The sequence below is a fragment of the Lichenicola cladoniae genome, from assembly GCF_013201075.1.
GTDB classification, from domain to species: domain Bacteria; phylum Pseudomonadota; class Alphaproteobacteria; order Acetobacterales; family Acetobacteraceae; genus Lichenicola; species Lichenicola cladoniae.
On sequence record NZ_CP053708.1, the window covers coordinates 1460103 to 1480646 of the forward strand.

A 20544-nucleotide genomic window follows, 5' to 3' on the forward strand; every position below is an offset into this window, starting at 1 on the left:
CGCGCGGCGTGCGCGCCTGTTGCGCCAGTAGAGGGCGATGTCGCGGATCATACTGATCAGCATTATGGCGATGCACTCCGAGACGACTGTCTATCGAAGAGCGACGCCTGCGCTGGGGCGATTGCGGGCGGTGCTGAACGGCGGCGCCAGCCTGGCGCGGCCAAGTCGATCGCGGTCAGCAGCTGGTCCATTCCCGGCCAGTCTTCAAACTCGTCCTTGATGGCTTCTCCGCGCAGGAGAGAGCCCGCACCGTATTCACTCCATGCCATGACGATCGCGCTGTTGATCACACACCCGTTTGGCTCGAGGCCGGCCGCGGCAAGAGCAGCGAGGACGCGATCGGCTTCCTCAATGGGAGTGCCAGCAGGCTCGGCGCCGAGCATCTGCTTATCGAGGACGCCGGCGATGACGTCGCGGGCGCATGGGCGGGCGTCACCTTCCTTCACGGCGCGCCCTCCTGCATTCCGCGGACTGCGCCATGGCGAGTTCTTGGGCTTTGCGAGCGGCTGCCAGCAGGATGGAAGCCTGCATATCGGCCGGCACGTGGGCCTCATCGAGCTGGCGCTTCAGGCCGTTGATCTGCGCCGACACGATCGCCTCGGCCTTAGCTGCCAGATCGCGCAGCCGCTCGTCGATTACAGGGTGCAGAGACCCGTCCGGCGCGGTCATGGAATCTTCCTCCGATCCGGGCCCGATCGCCGCTCAGTCTGGTCCCACGGCTTCTTCAGCATGCGGTGCCATTCCCAGGCGCAGAAAGCGTAGCCTGCAACTGCACCGATGAGCAGCCCGACCAGGATGCTCATGACCGGCCGCCCTGCAGCAGCTTGAAGCGCGGGTTGGCTCGCAGCGTGTCTGCCCCGTCTGACCGCTCGCACCGGTCGCTAAGCGCTAGGGCCGCGCTGAGTAACAACTTCGCTTCGGCCACGGCTGCCGCCACGCGCTCCGGTGCAGCGGCCGGATAGCTGAAGGCCTCCACGTCGGCACGGAGAGCGGACAGCCCGGCCGAGACCTGGATCCAATGCCGTGCGGCGATAGCGGCCTCGATGCTGACTAGGCGATCGGCAATATGCTCGTGGTGGCGCGTGGTTGGTGCATAGCGGGCGCTAAGGCAGCCGATGCGGTCGACACAGCCAAGGACGTCTGCCGTCGGCATTTGTGCGGCCAGGCGGCGCACGACGGGCCATTTGATGAGTGAAGCGTAAGCCATCGGGGAAACTCCGTTACTGGCGTTGGCGCATCCGTCGGTAAAACCGGCGGATTCGTCAGCGTCAGGCGCTGAGGAGTGTGCGGCGGAGGAAGCCGTTGCTGGCTCCCTCCGCTCCGTCCACCATCGGTCGTGCAACCAACCCGATGGAGACCTCTGTGACCAAGGAACCCGAAAAGCCGTCAACGCCCTTTAAGCCGAAGGGCGACAGTGTTCCCAAGCCGACGCCGGGCGGCATGGCCAACGATTCCAAGCCGGACAAAGACGGTCCGAGACGTCCAACTGGCACACAGCAGCCAGACCGGACGAAGTCTAAGAAGTAAGCGCGGCCTGCTATTAGCGCATCGAATAAGCCAACATCGCCAGCAGAGGCATGGACGCGAAGTTGATCCAGGCCACGCGCAAAAATCGCGCGCGGACCTTGATCAACGCGCTGTTCTGAACGATCGACAGGTTCGAACCGACTGCCAGACTCTCCAACAGCAGCAGTTCGCTCTTGTGCTCGTGGTCCAGGATCTGGAGCGGATTGAAGCTCGGCCAGCGCCAGGCATTCGTGACCCACAGCACTGCGATGCTCAAGGCTGCGGTGATGGTGATCGATGTCACCACGGTGACGGCGACGGCCGGCAGGTGTGTGGTCAAGGCTGCCGCGGCGAGGGCCACCCCGATTGTCACGCTCCAGCCGAGCAGGCTGGTTGCCTGCACCCGCAACCCATCCAGAGCCAGGCTCTGCTGTGTCAGGGTCATCTCGCCCTGACGAAATGCTTCTTTCGCGCGCCACAAGCGAAATGGAGCGCCGACCGCTCCAAGCTCCGGATCTGGCGGTGCGGGTGGCGGGGGCGGTATCTCGAGCATTGCAAAACTCTCCCGTGGCGCGTTTGGCCCATTCCTGAGGCAATTTATACGCCATGCTGTCGATCCTCCGGCCGTCGCGGGGTGCGGCGGTGTGAAGACTATGTGCGTGGACGCACTGGCCTGCAAGCATAAAAGTGCGCAGACGCACAACTTTCTACATGAGAAAGCCGGCGCCTCATGGAGGCCCGGCTTGGGACCGAATTCCGTTAAGCTAGAGCCACTGCAACCAGGACAGGTTCTTGAGCCCACCTGGCCATGCGAACAGCCTAATGACTGCCAGGTTGGACGCCTTCATGCGACCCTGCGCATGGCTACGCCGCTCGAATCCCAACATCCGCAATGGCGTCTAAAAAACGAGGCACTTGCCAGGGAGAACAGAATAGGAACAAACTCCTGTTATAGCGCCGCTCTCTAGAGGCGGCCTGGGAAGGGTGTCCATGCCAACCGGGAAGCCTACTGAAGGCGGCAGCAAGTGCCAGCCAATCACCTCAGGGCCTTCCATAACGCCTACGAAGGCTGGACCTGACGGCCGCTTCGACAATGTCGAAAGTAAGCGCCTGCTCCGGCTCCTCGAGGTCCCTCCACATGTCGACAAGAGCAACCTCCCTATTAGGATGCGGGCTTTGGGAAGACTTGCCAGAGCCTACCAGCTGAGATCTCTCTTTAAGGTCGTCCATTCCGACTGAGGCTGCGAATGCCTGCAGCTTGTCCAGGTTTGGACGCTCGAGCATTCCCGTTTTGCTTCTTTTGATCTTCGACAGGATATCGGGTCCGAGCCCAGCCGCCTTGGCTAGGGCGGTCTGGTTAAGCCCGGTCCGCTCGATCAACAGGCGCACGAAAGCCTGATCTTCCGTCTCACTCATATGTGCATTCTCGCACATACCTGGAACTCGGTCTCTTGCACAAAGCTGAAAGTGCTTCCAAGCACATTCTCAGCTTGACGATGTGCGCACGCGCACATAGATTGTGCGTATGAGCGATCTCCTTACTCCCTCTGATATTGAGCATCGAGCACGCGCTGCTGGTGTGACCATGCAGGCCGTGTGCGAGAGGGCTCGGATCGCTCCGAGCACCTTCACTCGGTGGAAGGCGCATAAGAGCGAACCCACGCTTGCTGTATACAAACGCCTTCATGCTGTCGTTGCTGGCCTGAGCCAGAAACAGCCAGCGAGCGCAGCATGACGATCGTCGAAGTGCGCCTGGAAGCCCTGCGTCTCGCGCGGGAGTTGGCGCCGCAATATGCGGACTATAAAGCATCGTTGGCCGCGATCTTTTCTCTCGCGGCCAACATCGAAGCCGCTTTACTCGGCGCCTCCGGTCTTTTGGTTTGCGTCGACGGCTTGGATGATCTCTTTGATGAGCTCCAGCTGGTAAGCGCGGTCTCCGCCGAGAACAAGCGTGTTAGCGTTGGCGATCTTCCCGTCGGCGACGGCGATGGAACGGGCCAAGGCCCAAATGAGGCCTTCCTTGGTATTGATGTCGAGTATCTGCAGGTTCCTGTTGCTGGAGTGAGCACCACAACAGTCGCCGATGGCGAGGGATCTGTCACGGCTCCCTCGCCGGGTTGCGCAGCATGACGCGCGCTACTCAAGTTGCCACCATTTGCGCGCTTGCCGGTTGCGTGCTTGTCGCGTTGAGGCATCGATCCTCTCTGCGCTCTGCACAAAGTTCTCAAGCTCAGCATCGATTCTTTGCTGCAGTGATGTCGTCGCTGGATTTCTGGGCATGTGATGATCGATATTTGCGCGAACCGATTCACAAAGTTCGGACAAGGACAGCCCCGGAAAGGCGCCCGTCGCCGCGAGCTCGGTCATGAGCGCGATGGTGACTGTCTTATTCACGAGCGCGGTAGCCAAAGCCGCTTCGGCAATTATCAGGGCCCTCTCGCCAACGTCCATAGTCTTCTCCATGGGTCGTGTTGCAACACTCATGGTGATGAAGGCGGAGTGGCTGTGCAAGCAGTCGCTCCGTGGGCCTGCAGCATGATCCCGATCCCGAACAACCCTCTCGTCGGCATTCTCAACGCGCTCGTGCTGTGCTTAGCGTTCTGGATTGTCGTCGCCGCAATCGTTTGGTGGGCACTGTGACGGCCCCGCTCAGTTGGGTCGGGAGGGCGGTGTCAGCGCCAGAACACGTCTCGCAGACGTTTGCAGTACCTCCGCAAGATCTAGGCACTGCTGTGGCGTCAAGATCACCTGGAGATGTCGTCCTCCGGCTCCTTCGTCTTCGGGACTTGCTATGTAATTCAGGCGAAGAACTGTTGCCACTCCAGCTGCAATCGCTACGGACCATCCCATGACTGGATTCGTCACGATGCGGCCTTTGGCGTCGAGATCGAACTTGTCGGACACGAAGTTCTCCGTGGTGGGTGTTGCAGTTCCCATGGTGAGCCGCGCGGGTCGGATCAGCAATGATCTGGCCCGCAGGACGGTCGTCTGATGCCCAGCACCGCCGAACGCTGGACACCGGAGCGCGACCAGGTTCTCCGCGAGCTATGGCACGCCAATCTCTCGACGCAGCTCATAGGCCAGCAGATGGGCGTGACGAAGAACTCGGTCATCGGCCGTTCGCATCGGCTCCAGCTGACCAGCCGGCCATCGCCGATCAGGGCCAGCTGGGGAGGCGCGCCGAAAGGCAGCATCACCCCGCAAGCCGGCCGAGTGGCTTTCGCTCCGGTGGCCGCGCCTACGCTGCCGGTCGCTCCAGCCGTTGTCCCCGAACCTAGACCAACTATCATGCCTGCGGCGTTGCCAAGCCCGGAACCGAAGCCGGCCCGGTCGCCTGTGGTTTTGCCAGCGCAGCAGGTCGCAGCACCCGCGTCGAGCCGTATGGCAAGCCTGCTGCCGGCTCCGAGGGGCCCAATCGCCCCGCCGAGCTCCTGCCAATGGCCGATGCACGGCTCGACCGGCCGCAGCATGATCAAGTGCGGGGCGGCTCCGGCTCCGGCGAAGCCATACTGCCTCGAGCACCTTGAGCGAGCGCATGTACGCGCGCCTCGGTCTCCCGGTGCTGACCAGTGACCGGACGTCCTGCAGCATCATGCCGTGCACGTCGCGCTTCCGGCGCGCGCGCATCGAGCATGAGCTGCAGGACCAAAGATATTGGGACCATGGTTCCGTATCGGGTTTCACCTCGCATCGCTGTTTCTCCACTGCAGTCTGTCGATCGCAAGACAGACCATGCTGTGGAGCTCGATCGTAATGTCGTTTTTCTCCCCCGAGATCTCGGAGCGTCGCTCCGTGACCAGTGAAGCCTGCGAAATGCGCCTCATCGTCCAGCAGGCTGTCGATACCCGGCGGTCCCTCGGCTATGACCGCGCCGTCGATGGCGCTGCCCGGGATCTCAACATGAAGCCCCGGCGTGTGCTCGCGATCTTGCGCAGCGAGATCAAGCGCGTCTGGGCCGACGAACTATCTGCAGCGCGACGCTGGTATCGCTTGAACGGCGACCGCCAGGCGCGACTGGACCATGAACAAGCGGCTCTTCGCCGAGCCCTGATCCAGGAATGGGAAAGCACATGGCCGAATGGCTGATGCGGCGACGAGTTCACAAGCTCCGAAGCTATGCAAATCGATTACTGAAGAAGGCAATCCGTCTGCGGACAAAGTCCGATGAGCTCACCTCGCGGGCGGCGGAGCTGGAGCGGGAAATGCAACGGTGCTGGTTAAATCCAGTGATCGACCGCAGGGGAGGATCGAGATGACTGTAAGAGGCATTCCAGCGTCCGGGGCTTGCGAGCAGGAGCGTTACGCTCACTGGCTCGACCTCGAAGAGGAGCTGGAGAAGCATCACGCTCCGGAAGCGCTCACCTCGGCCCTGTTCGACCTGGTTATGGGGAAATCCGCACGGACCCTTGATCGCGTGGGGGTCATCGGGACAATTAACACTGCTGTAAAGTCTCTGGGCAGCCAGGCAGCGTTCGCCAAAGCCGCGCACGTCTCACAACCGCATCTCAGCCTGATGCTAAGCGGCCAGCGCGACTTCAACGACCAGGTGCTCATTGCGGCGGGTATTCGCCGATACCGGGTCGACATCGAACGGTTCGACCTGATCGAGCAGCAGGCCCATCATGGCTGACGAGACGCCCGCCGAGGAGCATAACAGCGGATCATCCGTCGGCGGTATTGCTGCCGATCGGTTGCGCAGCATCATCGAGCGCGTTGAGCGGCTCGAAGAGGAGCGAAAAGCCCTCGGGTCCGACATCAAGGACATCTTCGCAGAGGCTAAGAGTGCTGGGTTCTCGGTGCCGACGATAAAACAAATCATCCGCATCCGGAAGCAGGAGCCAGCTGACGTCGAGGAACAGGAAACATTGCTCGACATCTACAAGCGCGCCTTGGGCCTATAGCGCCATGATTAAGCAAATGGAGTGGCGCCTGTGCCGGTCGTTTCCGACATATGAAGTGTCGGATTGTGGCGATCTGCGGCGCATTGCTGACCGCGACGTCAATCAACCTGGTCGAAGGCTGCGCGGGATGATCGACGCTGACGGCTACCTGCGATACTCAGTAACCGCGCACGACGGCTCAGGCCATACTGCCTTTGCGCATGTGTTGGTTGCAGAGGCCTTCCACGGGCCGAAACCTTCAGATTGCCATCAGGTGGCGCATAGAAACGGTTCAAGGCTGTTGAACACGCCGTCGAACTTGCGATGGGCAACCTGTAAAGAAAATCATGACGATAGAATCGTCCATCAGACAGACGCGGCAGGCTGCCGAAACGGCAGGGCTACGATAACTGATGACGATGTCAGGTTCATTCGTGTCCGATACAGAGAGATCAAGCTCAGGCGCCTACCTGTCAAAGAACTGGATGATCGTTTCGGTCTGTCCCGTTCGCAGGTCATAAGGATCGCCCGTGGACAGGCATGGAGTCACGTCACATGACCTACGTGATCACCTTCCGTCTGTCTGCTCCATTCCCGCTGCTCAACCAGCAGCACAGGATGCACTTCCGCCGATACAAGCAACTGCAGACCCGGATCATGCACGAGATCGCGGATGTAACGCGTGGGCGCCGGCCGGCCGAGCCTTTCCCGTTCGCGCTCGTGCGCGTCGAGCGGCACTCGTGCGGGCAGCCTGATCACGATGGCCTGGTCGGGGGCGTCAAGCCGGTGCTGGATTGCCTGACGACGCCGAAGCAGCTAGTCGCCCGCAAGCCGACAAGCCGGGCGAGGGTGCGCAACCCGATGGGCCTGGGCTTCGTGGTCGATGACAGCCCGGATCACATCCTGCTCGAGGTGGTGCACGTGAAGACGCGGCACGCCGACCAATGCACGCTGGTGACGATCACCGAAGCCGTGCGCCAGATGCAGGTGGCGGCGTGAGGCTCGCTGGGGGCTCCCGCATGCTGGTGTGCGCCGAGTGCGGCCTCCGATGCGATGGGCCGTATGGCTTCCGTTCGCATTGGGCGCAGAAGCACCACCACCCAGGGCGTGTTCGCGCGCATCCGATCCCGGAGAAGCTGTTTCCGCCGGCGGCGCAGGCGCTGATGGACTTGCACAACGAAGCCCGGGCTCGCGCGATCGCCAAGCTGCAGCAGGGCCGGCGATGAGGTCATCTGGATACGCGCGCGTCGAGGCGTGCCTGCAGCTGGTTTCCAGCAACCGCGACTGCCCAGGCTGCAAGGGTCAGGGATGGGTCCTCACGACTTGGACCGGCGGTGATTTGTTCAGTCGCCGGACGGTACCGTCATACGCGCAATGCCGGCATTGCGAAGGCCTCGGCCTGGTGCCGGAAATAACCCTCTCAACGATGAAAGGCCCCGCTGTGCAAAGCGGAGCCTTTCGATAGACACACAGGACGCGACCCTGATGGAATATACGGTAGCGGCGATCCCGACGACATACAACGGCAGACGATACCGGAGCCGACTTGAGGCGAAGTGGGCTGCTTTTTTCGATTTACTGAAATGGTCAGCCGAGTATGAACCTTTTGATCTTGGAAAATGGTCGCCTGACTTTCAAATCTATTCACCTGAAAGCCGAGGTCTTATTGAAGTTAAGCCCTGGGTCAATCAATCGATTGAAACGTGTGATCGAGTCGTCGAAGCTTGCTGCAGGCACGGGTTTGACGATTTCGGCGATTACGCGTGGCTTACGAACGTGGCGCCGACTTTCGAGAGTAGTTTCGCCCATGTCGGTTGGATCGCCAACCTGCGGGAAGACGACAAGACTTGGACTCCTGTTCACATCGGTTGGTTTCGTTCGCCGGATGAAAAACATGTGAGCGCCGACCTAGTTCATGTCTCGTCTGATTACTGGGTTTCTTGGATGCGTGCCGACGCCAATCGGATGGGTCTTGATGACGAGCCCATGCCGCAAACTGATTTAGTCAAAAGTCTTTGGTCGAGAGCGTCGAACGTCTGCCAGTGGCATGCGAAGGCCACAATCACATGACCGATCTTCCAGCCCCACTCACCCCGCCAGATTGCGACCTCCGTGGCTACGACTACATGCCGCTGTTCGGATCCAGGCTGTTCGGCTCCCGGCTCTACACTCGAGCATTGCGTCAGCCGCGCGCTGGCTTGGCTGCGATCAAACTGTGGTGGATGGCGTGGCAGCAGTGCCCCGCCGGCAGCCTGCCTGACGACGACGACGACCTTGCGATGCTGGCCGACTTCGGTACGGACGCGAAGGGGTGGCGCGCTGTCCGCGAACTGGCGCTGCATGGGTTTGTGAAGTGCAGCGATGGTCGCTTCTACCATCCAATTCTCTGCGAAGAAGCAAAAAGCGCTTTTGAGAGGCGCAAGAAGGAGCGCGAGCGAAAAGCACGGCTGCGGTCGAAGAAAGATGGGACAGACGATGATGGTGTCAAGATTGGATCTGGGGACGTCCCTCCCTCTGTCCCACGGGACATCCCCGGGACAGACCTAGGAAGTGCCGTGTCCAGTGATGGTAGAGGACAGGACAGGACAGGACAGGACAAAGAAGAAGAGAAGAAAGAGGTCGCTTCGCTCCCGGCGCGCGGGCGCGCTCCGAGCGCGCACGACTCGCATGGCAGTCGCCTTTCGAAGGACTGGATTCCGGGCCGTGAGGACGAGCAGTGCGCTAAGGAGCTGGGTCTCGACGTTAGGGCGGTGCTCCCAGCGTTCCGCGACTACTGGGTCGGCAAGGCGGGCAAGGACGCTCGGAAAGCCGACTGGTCGGCGACCTGGCGGAACTGGTGCCGGCGCGAGAAGGCAAGCCCGCAGCGTGGCCGCCCCGGGGGTGGCGGTCGCCCTGACCCGGCGATGTCGGAAGACTGGGATCGTCTTGATCAGGGCCTCGGCATCCAGAGCGCGGGAGCGTTTCAGTGAACGACATCACCACCATCACCCAGGACCAGATCACAGCGGTAGCGGCAGTTCCGTCGATGTTGCCGGCCAGCAGCGAGCTCGGGTCCACGATCTACTGCCTCGAGCAGGGCCTGCCGCCGGGCAAGGTCGTCGTTGCTGAGGATGGCACGGCGACAGTGCTGGGCTTGGCGCCAGCGATGGTCAGCGAGGCTCAGCGACACCTGGAGGCGATCGAGCCGCTGTTGGCCTGTGGCGGGCCCGAGGAGATGATGGCGTGGCTGTGCCACCTCCGGCACTCGGTCCGGAACGCCCCCGAAACCTGGCGCTCGATTCAAGCCAAGGCCCGGGCAATCTGGGAGGATTGCTCGGACTTGCCGCGCGGTGTCTGGTGCGACGAGACCAGACGGCTGTGGCGCCGGCAGCCGCCGCGTGGGGACTACCATCCAGGCTCCTACTGGCCGCTTCCGGGCGAGCTGCACGCGATCCTGCTTCAATACGCCAACCAGCTGCGCCGCGACGCGGCCGGGTGCCGCAGGGTCCTATCTGCCGCGGCGGCTGTAGCCGAGCCGGTCTGGGAGCGCCCGTCAGACGAGGTGCGTGCCCAGGTCGCCGAAAACCTGCGCCAGCACCGCGCTTGGCTGGAGGAGCAGCGGCTTGCAGCGGGTGATGAGGAGCGTCGTCCGCGCGGCGATGCGCCGGCGGCCGCGGCTGGCGCGATCGATGAAGGTCCGCCGAATTGGGCAGGGGCAATCGCCCGGGTGGTCAACGGCGCGAGCGCGGCGCGGACGGAGTTGGCGGCATGAGCGCGCTGATCCCCTACCTGTTCGAAGGTCACGCGGTTCGTATCTTGGACCAAGCCGGGGAGCCCTGGTTCGTCGCTCGCGACGTTGCGGCCCTGCTCGGTTATCAGGACACCGATTACGCGATCAGGGCTCACTGCAAAGGGGCCGGGGAAACCCAGGTGCCTTCGGCTGGCGGTCCTCAACGCGCGAAGATCATCCCCGAGCGCGACGTCTACCGCCTGATCGTTCGCTCGAAGCTGCCGACCGCAGAGGTCTTCGAAGACTGGGTGTTCGGCGAGGTGCTTCCGAGCATCAGAAAGACCGGATCCTATTCGCCCACCGCAAGCGTCCCACAGACGTTTTCGCAGGCGCTTCGGCTGGCAGCCGACCAGGCCGAGCAGATTGAGGCGCAGCGTGCGCAGCTGGCGATAGCTGAGCCGAAAGCTCAGGCGCTCGACCGGCTCGACGGTGCGGAAGGCAGCATGTGCATAACCGCTGCCGCGAAGGTGCTGAAGGTCGGGCCCAGGGAACTGCAGGCCTATCTGCGCCAGCACGGATGGACGTATCGCCGGCCAGGCGGCAGCGCGGTGCTCGGCTACCAGGCCAAGATCGCCGCCGGGATGCTCGAGCACAAGGTCACGAAGTTGGAACGCCCCGACCGCCCTGAGAAAATCGTCGAACAGGTCCTAGTTACAGCAAAGGGCCTGAGCCGGCTGGCGCAGCTGCTGGTCGCGCCTGGCGCAGCCACTTGAACGGCACGGTCGAGGCCGCAAGAGAGGAATGTTTTCCTAATGTTCTATGCAGTATAGTGGAGAGACGCTGAATGGAACTCGTGATGTCAATCCTTCCGCCGGGCGAGATTATTCTTGGTGAGCAGCTGGTTTCGGAAATCGAGGTAACGGTAGTCCCCGCCGGGCGGAGGGGATTGCGGAAAAGCCCGGCGCACCCGCGGCTGCCGATGGACATCTACCGTGACGACTATCGAACGATCCTGCCGACCGTCCAACGCCGTCAGCATCTGCAGGACTTGGTCGAAGAAACGGTCGAGCTCGAGCCGCCGGTAACCGAAGTCCGCTATGACCCCGTTTCGCGAGAGAACTTCACGCGCCTGATCAAAGATGGCGTCTACGGCCGGGCGACGCGTGTCGCTCGAGGGGTGGCCACCCTCCAGCGCTCGGGGAAGATCGATAGCGAAGAGGTCAAAGCCGCAGAACGATATACGCGCGAATATGAATACGGGATGTCCCGTATGCGCCTAGCGTCGCTTGAGTCTGGGCGCGGTGGCACTGGCGGGAATGCGCAGGGCGTCTCGGATGCGCAGTTGGACGCCCAAACCTCGGTTCGCCTGGTTCGACAGGCCCTCGGGGCCGAAGCGGAAGCTCGCCTCCGGCTGCTCCTCATTGAAGACGTGTCCTTCGCGAAGATGGCAGAAGCGTTGGTTCCGGCGAGCAAGAAGGGCGACGAGGAAATGAAGGCGCAGGCGGCGATCCTGCTGACCGTGTTGGCGGCGCACTACAAATCACGATAAAGGGGCTTGGAGATCTCCGGGATTTCGAGTAGGTTTTTACCACGATGAGATGACTACGCCCGCTAGGTTCCGCCCGGCGGGCTTTTTCATGTCCAGATCCTGGAAACACGATGCACCCCACGCCAGCCACAGCGCTTCGCGCCGGGGATGTGGTCGTATGCGGGCGACGCTTCTTCATCGTGGTCGCCGACAGTCGGAAGCCCGCGCAATCGCTCGGCTCGGTCCTCGTCCGGTGCGGCCCGCTCGATCGCCTGCGCAGTCATGTGCTACCCAGCATCGACGATCTTCGCGGCGCAGGCCTCCCGCTGCGCGATACGGTCGTGTGCTGCGACAGAGTCCGGCCGCTTCCGGCCGGCGTCGCTATCAGGCTTGGCACGGCGCCGGCCGACCTGCTTCGGCAGATCGCGACAACACTCGAGCGCACCGCCGCTGCTCTCGCAGCCGAAGCGTCGGCGCCGGTTCGATGCACGATCTGGCGTGAACCAGGTGGTGATCGCGGACGACAGGTCGGCGCGAAAAGCGTTTGCTGACCGGGCCAATACTGGAACAATAAGCAGTAGCTTACTGATACGATAACGAACCGGCGTTTGGCGTGGTCCGCTACATAATACCTCAGGGCCGCTACATAATATCTGTTATGTAAGCTGCCTGGGATAGAACTGGTGCCTACCGGAGCGGCCATGGAAATCGTGCCGGCTCAGGCAGTTAGCAGTGTCCCGCAGGTCCGCGACGACATGCTTATTCGCATGTGGCTGCACGGCCGCACGCCGAACACCGTCACCGCTTACGCGGCGGACGCCAACAGCTTCCTCCAGTTCGCGGGGCGGCCGCTCGCCGAGATCGGCCTCGCTGACCTCCAGCGGTGGGCCGAAAATCTCAGCGAACAGGCGCCCGCGTCCCGCGCGCGGCGATTGGCGGTGGTGAAGTCGCTGCTCTCGTTCGCCCTCAAGCTCGGCTACCTGCAGATCGATCCGGGACGGATGCTCCGCATCGAGAAGCCGGCCATCACCAGCGGCGACCACCTTCTGTCTCCGGCCGATGTGTTGCGAATGATCGGAATGGAGCCCGACCTTCGCGCGCGCACGATGTTGCGCTTGGTCTACGCCTGCGGCCTCCGGGCTTCTGAAGCGTGCGGCCTTCGCTGGCGCGACATGACGGGCACCGACAAGAAGGGTGGCCAGGCCAACATCCTTGGCAAGGGATCGAAATTGAGAACGGCGCTGATCCCAGCGGATCTCTGGCGCGATCTCGCGGCACTGACCCCGGCGGTCCGGCCCGACTCCCCGGTGGTCCCGGGTCGCCATGGCGGCGCGATGGATCGGCAAGCTCTGCATCGCCTGGTGAAACGAGCGGTGCGTCGTGCCGGCGTTAACCCTAAGGCCTCGTCGCACTGGCTGCGGCATTCCGCGACGAGCCATGCGATCGCCGGCGGCTGCGACATCCAGACTGTCCGTGAGCGCCTCGGACACGCGAGCCTCGCGACAACGACGCGGTATGCGCACGCCGCGCCTGACAAAGGCCTGGCGAACTATCTGAAGTACTGACCGGAGACGACATCATGACCGCGACACCCGACGCTCCGCCGGCGGTGCCCGATGGCTACGCCCGCGATGCGCAGGGCCGTCTTGTGCCGCTGTCCAAGGTTCGCCCGGAGGACCAGCTCGAGGACGCGCTGGTGCGTGGCCTGATCTCTGGCGCGGACGAGCTGCGCGAGTTCATGGGCGGGTTCCGCGACAAGGCCTACGCCGAGATCAAAAGCCTGATCGATCTGCTCGCCGAGAAGTATGACACGAAGCTGGGGGGCCAGAAGGGCAACCTGCAGCTCACCAGCTTCGACGGCACGCTCCGCGTCCAGGTGGCGATCGGGGACACGCTGGCGTTCGGGCCGCAGCTCCAGGTGGCCAAGGCTCTGATTGACGAGTGCCTGGTCGAGTGGACCGAGGGCGGTAACGACAACGTCCGCGCGCTGATCAATGACGCGTTCGACGTTCGCGAGAAGGGCAAGCTGCCGGTCGATCGCATCCTCTCGCTGCGGCGTCTCGACATCGGCGACGAGCGCTGGAAGCGCGCGATGGATGCGATCTCCGAGGCGATCCGGGTTGAGAGCTCCAAGAGCTACATCCGGTTCTACCGCCGGGAGAGCCCGGACGCGCCCTGGACGGCGCTGTCGCTCGACATCGCGAAACTCTGAGGAACAGGCGGCATGGTTCATGTTTTCGACGGCGCGCCCGATGGACGCCAAGCCGACGCGCCGATCACCGTAAGCCGGTTTCGACCGCGTTACCGGCCCCTGACCGACGAGGAGAAAGCTCTCCACGACGCGATCAAGGAGAAGGCCTCTGAGCTCGAAGCGCTCTTCGATCAGGTGAAGCCTGGTCGGTATCGATCGCTGGGACTCACCGCTCTCGAGGAGAGCGTGATGTGGACCGTCAAGGAACTGACCAGCTAGCACTGCTGAAGATCGACATCGCGAAGCTCTGAGCCAAGGCCGATCACTGATGAAGCGGATCCTATTCGTCCTGAAGTCCCGCGAGGCAGCCTGGGGCTACAGCGCCGGCTCGTCCGGGCTGAGCAACTCGGTCCGCTTCGTAGTCGACATGCTGAGCCAGCGCGGCATCGAGGCGAAGTCGGTTGAGGTCGCGGACAACAACGCGATCGATGCGGCCGTCACCGCCTATCGGCCCACGCACGTGATCGTCGAGGCGTTCTGGGTCGTTCCCGAGAAGTTCGACGTCCTGAAGACGCTGCACCCGACCGTGCGCTGGCTTGTGCGCGATCATTCCGAGACCCCGTTCCTCGCGAACGAGGGCATCGCGTTCGGCTGGACGATCGAGTATCTGCGCCGCGGCGTCGAGGTCATGTGCAACTCGCCGCGTGCGCGCGCCGACATGCGCGACGTTGCCGCGGCCTGCGGGTTGCCGGAGTCGCTGATTACCTACGGGCCGAACTTCTACCCATGCCCGGCGGCGCGGTTCATCGTGCCGAAGCCGGTCAATCGCGAAGCGATCGACATCGGCTGCTTCGGCGCCGTGCGGCCGCTGAAGAACCACATGGCCCAGGCCATCGCAGCGATTGCCTTCGCCGACGCCGCGCGTGTGAAGCTACGGTTCCACGTGAATGCGACGCGGATCGAAGGCAATGGTGACCCGATCCTCAAGAACCTGCGTTCGCTGTTCGATGCCACGCCGCGCTACTCGCTCATCGAGCACGACTGGATGTCGCACCACGACTTCCTCGAGGTGATCCGGCAGATCGACGTGTCGATGCAGGTGTCCTTCACGGAGACATTCAACATCGTCGCCGCCGATGCTGTCGCGATGTCGGTGCCGGTGTTGGCCTCGCCCGAGTTGCCGTGGCTGGGTGCTTATGCCCACGCCCTGCCGACCTCCACGGCATCTATGGCCAGGTCTCTGATGGCGATCTGGAACGAGAGCCATGCGGAACAGAACGCCCGGCTGCACCGGCAGAGGCACGAGCTGATCGGCTACAGCCAGCGCAGTGAAGACGTCTGGGTCGGCCGTTTCGGTCCACGCTTCTAGGTCGGGAGTTGCTCATGCTCACGAACGACGAGTGCTCGCTGATCGAGGACGACACGGGCATCACCCCACAGCAGCTTCGGCGCCTCGAGCGGCTCGGTTACGTTCGAAACCCACTTGAGATGACCATCTCAGCTTCCGAAGTCGTCGCGATGTTTCGAGCATCAGAAGCTCGTCGACCGGTCTTCGGCTGTCCGTCCGAAGCGCACTGATCGTGCCATCGTCACCGCCCCGCCACATTCAACCCGGCGTCGTGTATGGCGCCGAGCGTGTTCAGCAGTTCGACCAGCGTCGTGGCTCTGCCTCATCTCGCGGTTACGACCGCGCCTGGCAGCGCTGCCGCAACGCCTTCATCGCGAGCTACCCGCTCTGCCTGTTCTGCCTGAACAAAGGCATCGTCCAGGCAGCCGAAGAGGTCGACCACATCAAGTCCATCGAGGCAGCGCCTGAGCTGCGGCTCGACTGGTCGAACCTTCGGTCGCTCTGCAAGGCGTGCCACTCGAGCCGGACCGCCACTGACACCGCCGCGACCAGGCGCCACGAGCCATGCGCCTGACGTCTGAGCCGGACTAAGCCATGCGTGCCCTCCCATAGGGGGGTCGCCGGTTGGATCCTCTTCCGGTTGTGGACCATGACCCCGTGGTTTTCGAGCGCGTGCATAACCACGGGAAAAAGTGGCCGGGCGGTTCCAGCTGCCGATCCGCCAGAAAAGCGGCTGCCGCGGCCTGAGCGAGTGAGATCGAGACCATGGGACGACCGCGCAAGCCAACGCACCTGAAGGTCGTTGGCGGCACCGCGCAGCCCTGCCGCACCAACAAGGCGGAGCCGAAGTTGAAAGCCGCGAGACTCGCGGCACCGGCGCATCTCTCCCGACGCGCGAAGTTGGCGTGGGCGAAGGCCTCTCGCCTGCTGCACGATATGGGCGTGCTGACGGTTGCCGACGGGGTCGCGCTCGAGGGGCTCTGCGAAGCAATCGCGGATCAGCGCGATGCGCGCAGCTCGCTGAGCGAGGCCGTCAGCTACGTGCATCAGGAGCACGGCGCGCCGCGGGAGGTGCAGATCGCTGCGGCCGGATCGCTCACCTACATCACGGTCGGCAACAGCGGCCCGATGATCCGCATGCGGCCCGAGGTGGCAGCGATCGCAGATGCTGACCGCAGGGTGTCGATGTGGCTCGCGAAATTCGGCCTGACGCCCGCCGACCGGTCGCGCGTCGGAGCTGCAGGAATGGAGAAGACAAACCCGTTCGCGGCGCTCTGAAGCCGGCGAGGCCGAAGGCACCCATGAAGCCCAAGCGGCCGCCGGCGGCGCCACACGTCGCCCAGGCCGACCGCTACGCCCTGGCGGTGGTCGAGGGCCGCGTGCCGGCCTGCAAGTGGGTGCTCCTGGCCTGTGAGCGGTATCGACGCGACCGCAGCCGGGAGATCGATCCGGCCTGGCCCTATCGCCTGGACGAGGTCAGGGCCGAGCGCGTGTGTCGCTTCGCCGAGCTCATGCCCCATACGAAGGGGAAGTGGGCACTGCATAAGCAGATGCTGGTCCTGGAGGACTGGCAGGCCTTCTGCCTGGTCAACCCGTTCGGGTGGGTCCGCAAGGCGGACGGGCTGAGGCGATACCGGATCGTCCTGATCCTGGTGCCGCGAAAGAACGGCAAGGCGCTCGCCCTCGACACCCCGATCCCTACGCCGTCCGGATGGACTACCATGGGTGATCTACGGGCAGGCGATTCGGTCTTCGGGCCAGATGGTAGTGTGCGCCATGTGGCTGCGACCACAGCGCCTATGCACGACCGGCCCTGCTACCGGCTCGCCCTTGCCGACGGCGAGTCCATTGTCGCGGACGCTGAGCACCAGTGGCTGACTGATGCACGTCAGGATCGCGACCGTCTGAAAGGACGCGGCAGAAAGACGGCAGGAGCCAAGCCGAGCATAAAGACCACACGAGAGATTGCTCTGACGCTGTTGTGCCGAGAGGAGCGGAACCACCGCCTAACTCTTCCGGCTCCCTTCGAGCTTCCGGAAGTTTATCTGCCCATCGAGCCGTATACGTTGGGCGCTTGGCTTGGCGACGGGACGACCGCTGCGGGAATCATCACCATCGGGCAGCAGGACGCTGCAAGCATGGAGGTCATCCTCGGTGAAGTCGGGCAGGTGATCTCGAAGCGCCATGGATGTGCGTACCGGCTTGGCACGGGAGTTCGGTCGGCGGAACGCTTCCGCTCCGTCCAGGCGCGGCTGCGCGGCTTAGGGGTGTTGGGTAACAAGCACATCCCGCAGAGCTACCTGCGCGCGGGTTCTCGACAGCGGATGGCTCTCCTGCAGGGCCTGATGGACACCGATGGCTATGTGTCTGCGGCCGGTCAGTGTGAGTTCACCTCGACCTCCAAAACCTTGGCCCAGGGTGTCGAGGAGCTGCTCTGGGGCCTCGGCTTCAAGCCGCTCGTGACGGAGGGTGTCGCTACCCTGCAGGGGCGAGTGATCAGCGCTAAGTGGCGCATCCAGTTCTGGGCCACGCAAGAGCGTTCCGTGTTTCGGCTCCCGCGTAAGGCGGCGCGTCTGAAGCCGAAGCTCGTCAGGGCAACCAGGTCGCAGACCAGGCAAGTTTCCGCCTGCGAGCCTGTTGCCTCCGTGCCGGTGCGCTGCATTCAGGTCGACCATCCCGACGGCATGTTCCTGGTGGGACGATCCTTCGTCCCCACGCACAACTCTGCACTGTCGGCGCCGGTCGGCCTCTACATGATGGCGGCCGACGACGAGCACGGTGCCGAGGTCTATTGCGGCGCGACGACCGAAAAGCAGGCCTGGGAGGTTTTCCGGCCGGCGACGCTGATGGCTCGCGGCCGTCCCGACCTGCTCAGCCACTACGGCATCAAGGTCAACGCCTCGAACATCCACATCGCGGCCAACAGCAGCCGCTTCGAGCCGGTGATCGGCAAGCCTGGCGACGGTGCATCACCGTCCTGCGCGATCGTGGACGAGTACCACGAGCACGATACGCCCGAGCTCTGGGACACGATGCTCACCGGCATGGGTGCTCGCGAGCAGCCGATGATGTGGGGCATCACGACCGCCGGCGACAACATCGCGGGCCCCTGCTTCGACCTGGTGCTGACCGGGCGGAAGGTGCTCGAGGGCACGATCGAGAACGAGGAGCTGTTCTACCTCGAGTACAGCATCGATGAGGACGACGAGTGGACCTCTCCGGACGCCCTCCGGAAGGCGAACCCGAACATGGGCGTTTCCGTCCTGGAGGAATTCCTGCTCGCCCGGCAGCGCGAGGCGATCCGGAATCCGCGCCAGCAGGCCGTCTTCAAAACGAAGCATCTCAATCTGTGGGTCAACTCGCGGGCCGCCTACTTCAACATGCAGTCCTGGTTCCGGTGCTGCCAGCCCGATTTCGACGAGACGGCCTGGTACGGCCGTCGAGCGATCATCGGCCTCGACCTTGCGTCGAAGAACGACATCGCCGCGCTGCAGGTGCTGATCCCGCTCGACGATGGGCGCTACGTTACCTTCGGCCGCTACTATTTGCCGCGCGAGATCCTCGAGCAGACGGGCAAGGAACACTACTACGCCTGGTCCTGCGAGGATCCGGCGCTGCTGATCCTGACCGAAGGCAACATGATCGACTTCGAGCAGATCGAGGCAGACATCGACGAGCTGCGGAAGCTGTTCGATGTCGAGGAGCTGACCTTCGACCCCTCGCAGGCAACGATGCTCACGACACGACTGATGGCAAAGGGGGTCACGGTGACGCAGTTCGACCAGAACGCGCGCAACTTCTCCGAGCCGATGAAGGAAGTTGCCGGCTTGCTCGATGCCGGGCGGATCATTCACGGGTGCAGCCCCAAGCATCCGATGAGCTGGATGATGTCGAACGTCACCGCGCGCCAGGACGCCAAGGAGCAGGTCTATCCGCGCAAGGAGAAGCCGGAGAACAAGATCGACGGACCGGTCGCCCTGATCATGGCGATGGGCCGCGCGCTGCTGACAGGCGTCCGGCAGGAGTCCGTCTACGAAAGCCGCGGCTTGCTGGTGCTCTGATGGGGCTGCTCTCGTTTCTGGATAACCGCGGCGCGCCGTCCGTTCGTGTAGAGCCCAAGGTCTCCATGCCGGCGGTGGTGAAGGCCGACAGTTTCGCGTCCGGCTCCTACCCGTCCTGGCTGTCGGCGGGCCTCGGGGCGCTGCCGTCAGCGACAGGCCTGCCGGTCACACCTTTCACAGCGCTGCAGTCGGCGGCGGTGTTCGGATGCGTCCGGTGCATCGCCGAGGACTGGTCCAAGCTGCCGATCAAAGTGCAGCGGATGCGGCCCGGCGGTCGCGGCTTCGATGTCCTGCACGATCACTATCTGGCACGCCTGCTGCGCCGGCCGAACCGGTGGCAGGTGCCGGTGCAGTTCTGGTCGTTCGTCTCGACCTGCCTTTCGCTGCGCGGCAACGCCTACATCGTCATCATTCGCGGCAATGGGGGCGAGCCCAAGGCGCTCGTTCCGATATCGCCTGATCGCGTCAGCGTGCTGCTCTCGCCAAAGGGCTGGCTGTTCTACCACGTCAGCCACCCGCTCATCGGCGAGGGGCTGACGTTGCACCAGGACGACATGCTGCACCTGCGAGGCTTCTCGCTGGACGGCTACCTGGGCCTGTCACCGATCATGGCATGCCCGGAAGCGGTTGGCCTGGCGATGGCGACGCAGCGCCATGGCGCGACGCTGTTTCGTCAGGGTGCGCAGATCCAGGGTGTCCTGAAGGCGGCCGCAAAGCTGTCGCCGGAAGGTGCGGCTCGGCTCGCCAACAGCTGGCGGGAGACATACGGCGGCGTCGACAACACCGCGAAGACGGCGGTGCTCGAGGAGGGGCTGACGTACGAGAAGATCGGCATGACGAGCCAGGAGTCGCAGTTCCTGGAGGTCCGCGAACACCAGGACATCGATATCTGCGGTCTGTATCGCGTGCCTCCGCACAAGATCATGCGTCTCGGTGATGCGCACTATTCGAACATCGAGAACCAGAATCAGGAATACATCGACAACGCGCTCCTGCCGCCGATCAGGCAGGTCGAGGAGCTGATCAGCGACAAGCTGCTGTTCAGCGAAGAGCGCGATGTAATCCGGGCCCGGTGCGACTTCAACGAGCTGCTGCGCGGCGACCGGAAGAGCCGGGTGGACGCTGGCGTTGCTGCCGTCAACGGCGGCCTGCAGAACGCAAACGAGTGGCGCATCGACGAAGGCCTGAACCCCTACCCGGGCGGCGACGAATATCGTGTCCCGCTAAACACCGGTGCTGCCAGCAGCGCGCCGGCGCCTGACGACCCGGCACGCGTCACGGCGCCGGCGACCAGTCCGGCCTAGAGCCTGAAAGGGCCAAT

29 protein-coding genes are annotated in these 20544 nt (G+C 63.4%); 23 read left to right on the plus strand and 6 right to left on the minus strand.

Annotated elements, in window-relative coordinates; all coding sequences use genetic code 11:
- Positions 1–62: 62 nt before the first annotated feature.
- The 5 genes from HN018_RS06695 to HN018_RS06715 form a co-directional block, all read right to left on the minus strand.
- On the minus strand, positions 63–446 hold the full coding sequence (locus HN018_RS06695; RefSeq protein WP_171834753.1) for a hypothetical protein: 384 nt from the start codon (positions 444–446) through the stop codon (positions 63–65).
- Complete coding sequence (locus HN018_RS06700) at positions 433–669, minus strand: hypothetical protein (RefSeq protein ID WP_171834754.1); 237 nt, start codon at positions 667–669, stop codon at positions 433–435. The genes HN018_RS06695 and HN018_RS06700 overlap by 14 nt, the downstream gene beginning before the upstream one ends.
- A gap of 130 nt (positions 670–799) precedes the next feature.
- The gene (locus HN018_RS06705) at positions 800–1207 is read right to left on the minus strand and encodes a hypothetical protein (RefSeq protein WP_171834755.1); all 408 of its coding nucleotides are present in this window, start codon (positions 1205–1207) and stop codon (positions 800–802) included.
- Positions 1208–1540: 333 nt separating this feature from the next.
- Positions 1541–2059: a hypothetical protein gene (locus HN018_RS06710; protein ID WP_171834756.1), complete on the minus strand. Its 519-nt coding sequence runs from the start codon at positions 2057–2059 to the stop codon at positions 1541–1543.
- Between the two features lie 488 nt (positions 2060–2547).
- The gene (locus tag HN018_RS06715) at positions 2548–2922 is read right to left on the minus strand and encodes a helix-turn-helix domain-containing protein (RefSeq protein ID WP_171834757.1); all 375 of its coding nucleotides are present in this window, start codon (positions 2920–2922) and stop codon (positions 2548–2550) included.
- Positions 2923–3237: 315 nt separating this feature from the next.
- Here HN018_RS06715 and HN018_RS06720 point away from each other — a divergent pair, with 315 nt between their 5' ends.
- On the plus strand, positions 3238–3636 hold the full coding sequence (locus tag HN018_RS06720; RefSeq protein WP_171834758.1) for a hypothetical protein: 399 nt from the start codon (positions 3238–3240) through the stop codon (positions 3634–3636).
- A 6-nt stretch (positions 3637–3642) separates the two neighbouring features.
- On the opposite strand, the gene HN018_RS06725 is transcribed toward HN018_RS06720, so the two are convergent.
- Positions 3643–3957, minus strand: coding sequence for a hypothetical protein (locus tag HN018_RS06725; RefSeq protein ID WP_171834759.1), 315 nt, complete (start codon positions 3955–3957; stop codon positions 3643–3645).
- Positions 3958–4497: 540 nt separating this feature from the next.
- On the opposite strand from HN018_RS06725, the gene HN018_RS29375 reads away from it, so the two are divergent.
- The 22 genes from HN018_RS29375 (at position 4498) to HN018_RS06835 (ending at position 20527) form a co-directional block, all read left to right on the plus strand.
- Entirely contained in the window at positions 4498–5079 is a 582-nt protein-coding gene (locus HN018_RS29375; protein ID WP_171834760.1) for a GcrA family cell cycle regulator, read from the plus strand.
- Positions 5080–5259: 180 nt separating this feature from the next.
- Positions 5260–5592: a hypothetical protein gene (locus HN018_RS06735; RefSeq protein ID WP_171834761.1), complete on the plus strand. Its 333-nt coding sequence runs from the start codon at positions 5260–5262 to the stop codon at positions 5590–5592.
- A 124-nt stretch (positions 5593–5716) separates the two neighbouring features.
- Positions 5717–6136: a helix-turn-helix domain-containing protein gene (locus tag HN018_RS06740; RefSeq protein ID WP_171834762.1), complete on the plus strand. Its 420-nt coding sequence runs from the start codon at positions 5717–5719 to the stop codon at positions 6134–6136.
- A complete protein-coding gene (locus tag HN018_RS06745) occupies positions 6129–6407 on the plus strand; it encodes a DUF2312 domain-containing protein (protein WP_171834763.1) in 279 nt (92 codons plus the stop codon). Before HN018_RS06740 ends, HN018_RS06745 begins: the two co-directional genes overlap by 8 nt.
- Positions 6408–6534: 127 nt before the next feature.
- A complete protein-coding gene (locus tag HN018_RS06750) occupies positions 6535–6945 on the plus strand; it encodes an HNH endonuclease signature motif containing protein (RefSeq protein WP_239479259.1) in 411 nt (136 codons plus the stop codon).
- A complete protein-coding gene (locus HN018_RS06755) occupies positions 6942–7385 on the plus strand; it encodes a hypothetical protein (protein ID WP_239479098.1) in 444 nt (147 codons plus the stop codon). Before HN018_RS06750 ends, HN018_RS06755 begins: the two co-directional genes overlap by 4 nt.
- Positions 7382–7612 carry a hypothetical protein gene (locus tag HN018_RS06760; RefSeq protein ID WP_171834765.1) on the plus strand — a complete coding sequence of 77 codons (231 nt, stop codon included), beginning with the start codon at positions 7382–7384 and terminating at the stop codon, positions 7610–7612. Before HN018_RS06755 ends, HN018_RS06760 begins: the two co-directional genes overlap by 4 nt.
- Positions 7613–7871: 259 nt before the next feature.
- Entirely contained in the window at positions 7872–8456 is a 585-nt protein-coding gene (locus tag HN018_RS06765; protein WP_171834766.1) for a hypothetical protein, read from the plus strand.
- Positions 8453–9355: a DUF1376 domain-containing protein gene (locus tag HN018_RS06770; RefSeq protein WP_171834767.1), complete on the plus strand. Its 903-nt coding sequence runs from the start codon at positions 8453–8455 to the stop codon at positions 9353–9355. The genes HN018_RS06765 and HN018_RS06770 overlap by 4 nt, the downstream gene beginning before the upstream one ends.
- Positions 9352–10137: a hypothetical protein gene (locus HN018_RS06775; RefSeq protein ID WP_171834768.1), complete on the plus strand. Its 786-nt coding sequence runs from the start codon at positions 9352–9354 to the stop codon at positions 10135–10137. Before HN018_RS06770 ends, HN018_RS06775 begins: the two co-directional genes overlap by 4 nt.
- On the plus strand, positions 10134–10868 hold the full coding sequence (locus tag HN018_RS06780; RefSeq protein WP_171834769.1) for a phage antirepressor KilAC domain-containing protein: 735 nt from the start codon (positions 10134–10136) through the stop codon (positions 10866–10868). Before HN018_RS06775 ends, HN018_RS06780 begins: the two co-directional genes overlap by 4 nt.
- A 71-nt stretch (positions 10869–10939) precedes the next feature.
- Entirely contained in the window at positions 10940–11644 is a 705-nt protein-coding gene (locus tag HN018_RS06785) for a hypothetical protein (RefSeq protein ID WP_171834770.1), read from the plus strand.
- 110 nt (positions 11645–11754) lie between these two features.
- Entirely contained in the window at positions 11755–12174 is a 420-nt protein-coding gene (locus HN018_RS06790; RefSeq protein WP_171834771.1) for a hypothetical protein, read from the plus strand.
- Positions 12175–12324: 150 nt separating this feature from the next.
- On the plus strand, positions 12325–13188 hold the full coding sequence (locus tag HN018_RS06795; protein ID WP_171834772.1) for a tyrosine-type recombinase/integrase: 864 nt from the start codon (positions 12325–12327) through the stop codon (positions 13186–13188).
- 14 nt (positions 13189–13202) lie between these two features.
- On the plus strand, positions 13203–13835 hold the full coding sequence (locus HN018_RS06800; RefSeq protein WP_171834773.1) for a DUF3164 family protein: 633 nt from the start codon (positions 13203–13205) through the stop codon (positions 13833–13835).
- Between the two features lie 12 nt (positions 13836–13847).
- A complete protein-coding gene (locus HN018_RS06805) occupies positions 13848–14093 on the plus strand; it encodes an Acb2/Tad1 domain-containing protein (protein WP_171834774.1) in 246 nt (81 codons plus the stop codon).
- A gap of 49 nt (positions 14094–14142) precedes the next feature.
- Complete coding sequence (locus HN018_RS06810; RefSeq protein WP_171834775.1) at positions 14143–15183, plus strand: glycosyltransferase family protein; 1041 nt, start codon at positions 14143–14145, stop codon at positions 15181–15183.
- 14 nt (positions 15184–15197) lie between these two features.
- Positions 15198–15392, plus strand: coding sequence for a hypothetical protein (locus HN018_RS06815; protein WP_171834776.1), 195 nt, complete (start codon positions 15198–15200; stop codon positions 15390–15392).
- A 2-nt stretch (positions 15393–15394) separates the two neighbouring features.
- Positions 15395–15736 (plus strand): HNH endonuclease signature motif containing protein, encoded by a 342-nt coding sequence (locus HN018_RS06820; RefSeq protein WP_239479101.1) that lies wholly within the window; start codon positions 15395–15397, stop codon positions 15734–15736.
- Between the two features lie 191 nt (positions 15737–15927).
- A complete protein-coding gene (locus HN018_RS06825) occupies positions 15928–16440 on the plus strand; it encodes a P27 family phage terminase small subunit (RefSeq protein WP_171834777.1) in 513 nt (170 codons plus the stop codon).
- Between the two features lie 443 nt (positions 16441–16883).
- A complete protein-coding gene (locus HN018_RS06830) occupies positions 16884–19223 on the plus strand; it encodes a terminase TerL endonuclease subunit (RefSeq protein WP_172443461.1) in 2340 nt (779 codons plus the stop codon).
- Positions 19223–20527 (plus strand): phage portal protein, encoded by a 1305-nt coding sequence (locus tag HN018_RS06835; RefSeq protein ID WP_171834779.1) that lies wholly within the window; start codon positions 19223–19225, stop codon positions 20525–20527. The genes HN018_RS06830 and HN018_RS06835 overlap by 1 nt, the downstream gene beginning before the upstream one ends.
- Positions 20528–20544 lie beyond the last annotated feature (17 nt).